Raw genomic sequence first — 6,009 nt, 5'->3', positions numbered from 1 at the left:
TCGTCATCGTCGGGAGACGTGTTGACTGCGCCGTCGGCGTCGACCCGACCCGAACCTTGCTCGCTGTCCGCGAGACCGATGTCCTCGGCGGTGTTCTTCAGGTGAGCGCGAGTGGTCTCGTTGTCGGTGTCCCACTGCGAGATGGTCAACGCCGCGACGCCGGCGACCACCGGCGACGCCATCGACGTTCCCGAGTACTGCGCGTAGTCGTCCCAGTTTACCGTCGAGAGGACGTCGTCGCCGGGGGCAGCCAGTTCGATCTCGGGGCCCGTCGAGGAAAAACCCGCGAGGTCGTCGTTCTCGTCGGTCGCGCTGACCGCCATCACCTCGTCGTAGGCGGCAGGGTAGCTCACGCAATCGGTGCAGGGCCCGTCGTTGCCCGCCGCTGCCACGAGGAGCGAACCCTCTTCGTACGCGTATTCGCACGCGTTGGCCATCGTCTCGTCGTATCCGCCCCCGCCCAGAGACATGTTGATCACCTCCGCGCCCTGGTCCGCCGACCAGGTGATGGCGTCGGAGATGTCCGACAGCGAGCCGCCGCCGCTCTCGTCGAGCGCTCGCGCGGAGAGCATCGAGCAGTTGCTGATGCCGGCGTGGCCCTCGCCGTTATCCGTGCCACCTGCCGCGATTCCGCCCACGTGCGTGCCGTGGTCTTCGTCCTCCGTCACGGGATAGGGGTCGCTCTCGTCCTCGACGAAATCGTATCCGTAGTGCTCGACGCTCCCGTCCATGTTCTCTTCGAGGTTGGGGTGATCGTACTGGATACCCTGATCGATCACCGAGATAGTGACGGAAGAGTCCCCGAGCGTCGTCTCCCACGCCTCCTCGCAGTTCGTGATCTGGGGGGCGTACTGATCGTCGTACAGCGGATCGTTCGGGGTGTAGCCGAGCGCCCGATAGGTCCTGTTGTCCTCCGCGTACTGGACGTGGCGCGCTTCGAGCACGTTCTCCTTGAACGCCTCTTTCGCCGGGTCCGCCCGGTCCGGAAACTTCACCGCAACGTACCGAATGGTCTCGTTTTTGTGTACGATCTCGCCGTTCTCCGGCACGTACGGAGCTACCTCGGCCTCCATATCGTCCGCGTGCTGTGTCACGCCGACCAGCACCTCGTCCTCCTTCGGCCCGGGATCGCGTCCGGGCGTCCCAGCCGTCACGCCGCCAAGGCCGACCAGTGTGCCGGCCGCCGCGGTCGCCTTCAGCACGGTTCGTCGGTCGAAGTCGTGGGAGTGCTTCTCTGACATCCCAATCGACACAAAATATATACCCATATTAAATGCTTATTGAATCCCCGAAGATTTTTCCGCGAATTGTATTCGATTAACATAAATTAATGGATACTGACGCCGTCTACCGATAACCCAAGGTCGAGGTTATGGCTCATGGTGATTGTATTAACACTCAACTATTGGTCGATTTTTTCGTTAGTTGATAAGAGGTTCTTTCGAGAATACCATCGATACCCTCAGGGAACGGGTGATGCGATCGGTGAGGCGTGATCCAGTAGGAACGCTATTCCCTGACGGGTCGGGTCGCCGATCGGAGCCTACTGAGGGCGGAAATTCCGTCACGAATGCGTTCGGAGTTTCACTCGACGAGGCGGATTCGAGGCGTCGTTTGATGCCCCCACACGACCACGCCGCCGCACTCGACGTCGACGTCGGAGACGGTACGACGGGAACTCGGCCGTGATCGATCGTGTTCCGACGGCGATGAAAAGACCGTGGTCGAAGGAACGAACCGGCCGTTCGGAACTCGGTCACCTCGGAGGAGTTCCTTCGGCAGCCTTTTTTCCGCGCGGGCGAACGGACGGTCATGATCGAGCGGCTTCGGGACCGAGTTCGGACGCGCCGAGCCCCCAGCGTCGGCCTCTTCGTCGACGGACCGAACGTGTTTCGGGAGGAGTTCGACGTCGACCTCGACGACCTCAGGGAGGCGGGTCGGGGGTTCGGGCGCCTCGCCGTCGGTCGGCTCTACGTCGACGAGCACGCGACGCCCGGACTCATCCAGGCCGCGGAGGCCCGCGGTTTCGAAGTCGTCGTGACGAGCGGGGACGTGGACGTCAAGCTGGCCGTCGATGCGACCGCGCTGGTCGCCGCCGGGGAAGTGACGGTACTCGTCGTCGCCTCCCGCGACACGGATTTCAAGCCGGTCCTCGAGTACGCCGGCCGGTCGGGCGTCGAAACGGTCGCGATCGCCCCGGGATCCCACGGCCGATCGGACGCGCTCCGGAACGCGGCCGACCGCGCGATAACGCTCGGCGAGTGATCCGGATGCACCGCACCGGCGTCCGACCGGCGTTTCGTACTCGCCGCCGGCCGACACGAAGTGGGTCCGCCGCTGGCCCGGGATCGGCCGACACGAGCCGACGGCTCTCGATCCTCGAACGAACGAAAGTGACGGGTCGGTGCGACGGCGTGACCGTCGTTACTTGCCGAGTTCTTCGACCTCGAGGACGTAGTCCCCGCCGGTGAAGGCTGGCGCGTCGACCAGGAGACCGAATTCCTCGTCGCCGTCGAGGCCGACCTCGATCTTCGTCCCCCTCTCGTCGTGGTCCCACTCGGACGGGGTGCGGCCGTCGAGCGTCAGGTACAGCTCGAAGTCGGCGCTGGTGTCGAGGCTAACCGTGGCCTCGCACGGGTCGGCCGTACGCAGCTGGTAGGTGTAGGTGTCGCCGTCGCCCCACCAGCCGCCGTCGAGGGAGCCTTCGGCGCTCGCCGTGCTCTCATCGTGGCCACAAGCGGGTTCGCCGTCGCCGCCAAAGTCGACGGTGATCGTCTCGCTGTCGGTTCGGCCGTCGCTATCGGTGACCGACAGGGTGACGTCGACGGCCACCTCCTCGTCACGATGGAGCGCTACCTGGGCGCCCGTCGCCTCGTTACCGGGCTCGGCGTCCCAGTGGTACTCGTCGATGTCACCCTGCGATGCGCTCCCGTCGAGGTCGACGGTCTCGCCCACCTCCGGCGTCGTGGTGCTAGCGTCGATGACGGCTTCGGGACCGTCCGGCGGGTCGGGCTCCCCTCCGTCCTCGACGACGTTGGCAGCGTCGACGAGGCCGTCGCCTTCGACGTCGCTCGGGAGCCCCTGGACGGGTTCGGCAGCGTCGGTGAGCAGGTTCCAGAGCTGGGCGGGATCCCGGTCGTTCCCGGTGAGTCCGTGCGCCGACGCGCCGAGACAGGCGACGCCGGCCGCGACCGGCGACGACATCGACGTCCCCGACATGGAGACGTAGCGGTCGTCGTTGTCCGTCGAGAGGACGTCGACGCCGCCCGCCGTCACGTCGACCTCGGGCCCGCGGTTCGTGAAGCTCGCGGCGTTGTAATTCGAGTCGATCGCCGACACGGCCATACAGTTGTCGTAGGCCGCCGGGAAGCTGACGGGACCGCCGTCGTTGCCCGCGGCGGCGATCGGCAGCGTACCGCTGTCGAAGGCGTAGTCGACGGCGTCTTCCATCAGGTCGGTTCGGCCGCCGCCGCCCAGGGACATGTTGATGACGTCGGCGCCCTGGTCGGCCGACCACTGGATCGCGTCCGCGATATCCTGAAGGGACCCGCCACCCTCGGCACCCAGCGCGCGGGCCGAGAGGATCCGGGCGTTCGAGACCCCGGAGGTGCCGACGCCGTTGTTCGTCGTCCCCGCCGCGATGCCCGCGACGTGGGTCCCGTGATTCTCCGACGGAGCTACCGGCATCGGATCGTCGTTCCGGTTCACGAAGTCGTAACCGACGTTCGAGCCGAAGCGATCCCGAAGGTTCTCGTGCTCGTAATCGACGCCCTGGTCGATCACCGACAGGACGACGTCCGAACCCTGGGTGACGTCCCAGGCGTCCGGAGCGTTCACCTGCTGGGGAGCGTACTGGTCGCCGAAGCGCGGATCGTCCGACGCCGCGCCCACGACGCGGTACTCGACGTTCTCTTCGGCGTACTCGACGCCGGTCTGAGCCTCGAGCGTGGAGACGGCGTCCTTCACAGTGTCGACCTCGGCGACCGACACCTCGACGGTGACGTAGCCCAGGACGCCGTTCTCGTGAACGATCTCGGCGTCGGTCGACAGGGCCGTCTCGACGGTGGACTTGACGTCGGCGATGCCGACGACGTCTTCCGCCTTGACGACGAGCTCTTCGGTATCGCCGTCCGAACCCGCCGACCCAACGCCAGTGAGCCCGAAGAAGGCTCCAGCGGCGCCGGCAGCTTTGAGTACGGTGCGTCGGTCGCTAGTGTGGGAACGTTGGTGTGTCATTCCGAGCGTTTATTATCGGGACGAAGTATTAATAATTTTCCTAGCAGATTAGATAATATTAACTCCGCAACACAATTTTCTGGCGTCTAGGTGCGAAACAATCGTCGGCAGAGGTGTGATATATCGGTCCGGACCTTCGTCGATACAAGCTATCTACAAGTGAAACGAAAACGCAGTTACTGTCCCAGAAATTCGCTGAGGGTACAGGGTCGGTACCACCCGGTCACACTAGATGAACCAAACACGTCGAGCGACACCGGCGGCGGTCGTATCCGGATCGGAATCGAGTCCCCTACCAGCGAATCGATCGACGTGGGCGAGATCTGACTACACGCTTCGAGCGACGAGCTCACCCGAATCCACGCAACTCGGAGATACGAGTGGAGGTTTCCTGCGACGAACTGTCGGAGTCCATCGAGGATGGCCGAGAGGCTGCAAAGCCGTCTCGGGACCGCACGGGCGTGAAATCGTGATCTCGTCGCCCACCCCTGCGTCGCAGACTGCCGGATGACGGCCGAAAGGACCGGTGCGGTCGACCCACTGCAAGCCCACTCGCCACCGGACCCGGTCGATTCCGGTGACTTTTCCACCATCGCCGGCGGAGCGACTTCCATGCGAGACGACGAGGCGCCGGTCCTCGACAACCACTTGCACCTCGACCCCGACCGTGGGCGCGGCATCGAGGCCGTCAAAGACTTCGCACGCGCGGGGGGCACCCACTTGCTGGTCGTGAACAAGCCGTCCTGGCACCTGGGGGTCGAACCCGAGTCCGGCGAGGACTTCACGCCGGTGTTCGAACGGACGGTAGACGTCGTCGAGGCGGCGTCCGCTGAGCTCGAGGGACGGGCCTGGCCCGTCCTCGGCGTCCACCCGACGCTGATCTCTCGGCTGGTTGACGACCGCGGCCTCGATCCGTCCGCGGCCGGCGAACTGATGGCCGACGGCATCGACCGGGCCGCCGAATTCGTCGGCGACGGGCGCGCGCTCGCGTTGAAATCCGGTCGGCCCCACTACGAGGTCGACGACGACGTGTGGCGGGCCTCGAACGCGGTGATGCGCCGAGCGTTCGAGCGGGCGGCCGAGCTCGACTGTGCGGTCCAGCTACACGCCGAAGCCAGTGAGGACCTGACCGAGGTGACCGAGTGGGCCGCGGACGCCGGGTTGTCGGCCGACCGCGTGGTCAAACACTACGCCGGCGGGCGTCTCGAAGGTCCCGTCCCCAGCGTGATGAGCGATCGCGACCGCCTGGAGGTCGCGGCCGAGCGCGGCGAGCCGTTCCTGATGGAGACCGACTTCGTCGACGACCCGGATCGGCCCGGCGCGGTCCTCGGCCCCAAGACCGTCCCCCGGCGGGTGACCTGGCTCGAAGAGCAGGGATACGACGAGGTCGTTCGGATCGCCCACGTCGAGACGCCGGAGCGGGTGTACGACATCGACACGGTCGCCACGCTCGGGTGAGGGCACCGATCCCGATACTCGACGGGGGTGACCGACGGACGTCGTCTCGGTAGAGAAAGGCATTTTAAGCGGCCGGTGTAGGTTGGCGTATGAGCAATCCCCCGACCGAGTTCTACTCGGAGGAACGCTGGCAGAACTGGATCGACCGCCTCGACGACGAGGAGATCGATCCCGACGACGAATCGTCGGCGCGTCTGCTGTTGAACCTGCAGGACGACACGGCGATCGCGATCGCCAAGATCGTCACCGCGTACGAGGAGGGGGAACTCGACGAGGAGACGGCCCTGAGCGAGATCGCCGAGGTCCGCGAGATCG

General features: G+C 65.5%; 5 protein-coding genes. 3 read left to right on the top strand and 2 right to left on the bottom strand.

Annotated features, from left to right (window positions below; translation table 11 throughout):
• A partial coding sequence (locus QZT59_RS10420; RefSeq protein ID WP_290815476.1) for a S8 family serine peptidase occupies window positions 1-1,241 on the bottom strand: 1,241 nt, incomplete at its 3' end.
• A 571-nt stretch (window positions 1,242-1,812) separates the two neighbouring features.
• Here QZT59_RS10420 and QZT59_RS10415 point away from each other — a divergent pair.
• Window positions 1,813-2,265, top strand: coding sequence for an NYN domain-containing protein (locus QZT59_RS10415; protein WP_290815473.1), 453 nt, complete (start codon window positions 1,813-1,815; stop codon window positions 2,263-2,265).
• Window positions 2,266-2,424: 159 nt separating this feature from the next.
• On the opposite strand, the gene QZT59_RS10410 is transcribed toward QZT59_RS10415, so the two are convergent.
• A complete protein-coding gene (locus QZT59_RS10410; RefSeq protein ID WP_290815470.1) occupies window positions 2,425-4,236 on the bottom strand; it encodes a S8 family serine peptidase in 1,812 nt (603 codons plus the stop codon).
• Between the two features lie 612 nt (window positions 4,237-4,848).
• Between QZT59_RS10410 and QZT59_RS10405 the strand changes: the two genes are divergently transcribed.
• Both QZT59_RS10405 and QZT59_RS10400 read left to right on the top strand, forming a co-directional pair.
• Window positions 4,849-5,694 carry a TatD family hydrolase gene (locus QZT59_RS10405; protein WP_290815467.1) on the top strand — a complete coding sequence of 282 codons (846 nt, stop codon included), beginning with the start codon at window positions 4,849-4,851 and terminating at the stop codon, window positions 5,692-5,694.
• Window positions 5,695-5,783: 89 nt separating this feature from the next.
• Window positions 5,784-6,009, top strand: a 226-nt coding sequence (locus QZT59_RS10400; protein WP_290815465.1) for a DUF2150 family protein, incomplete at its 3' end; no start/stop codon positions are given.

Origin of the sequence: Halovivax sp., from assembly GCA_007119345.1 — an archaeon.
GTDB lineage: Archaea > Halobacteriota > Halobacteria > Halobacteriales > Natrialbaceae > Halovivax.
Note: the sequence above shows the minus strand (reverse complement) of the source record. Positions and strands in the feature narration are given on the sequence as shown.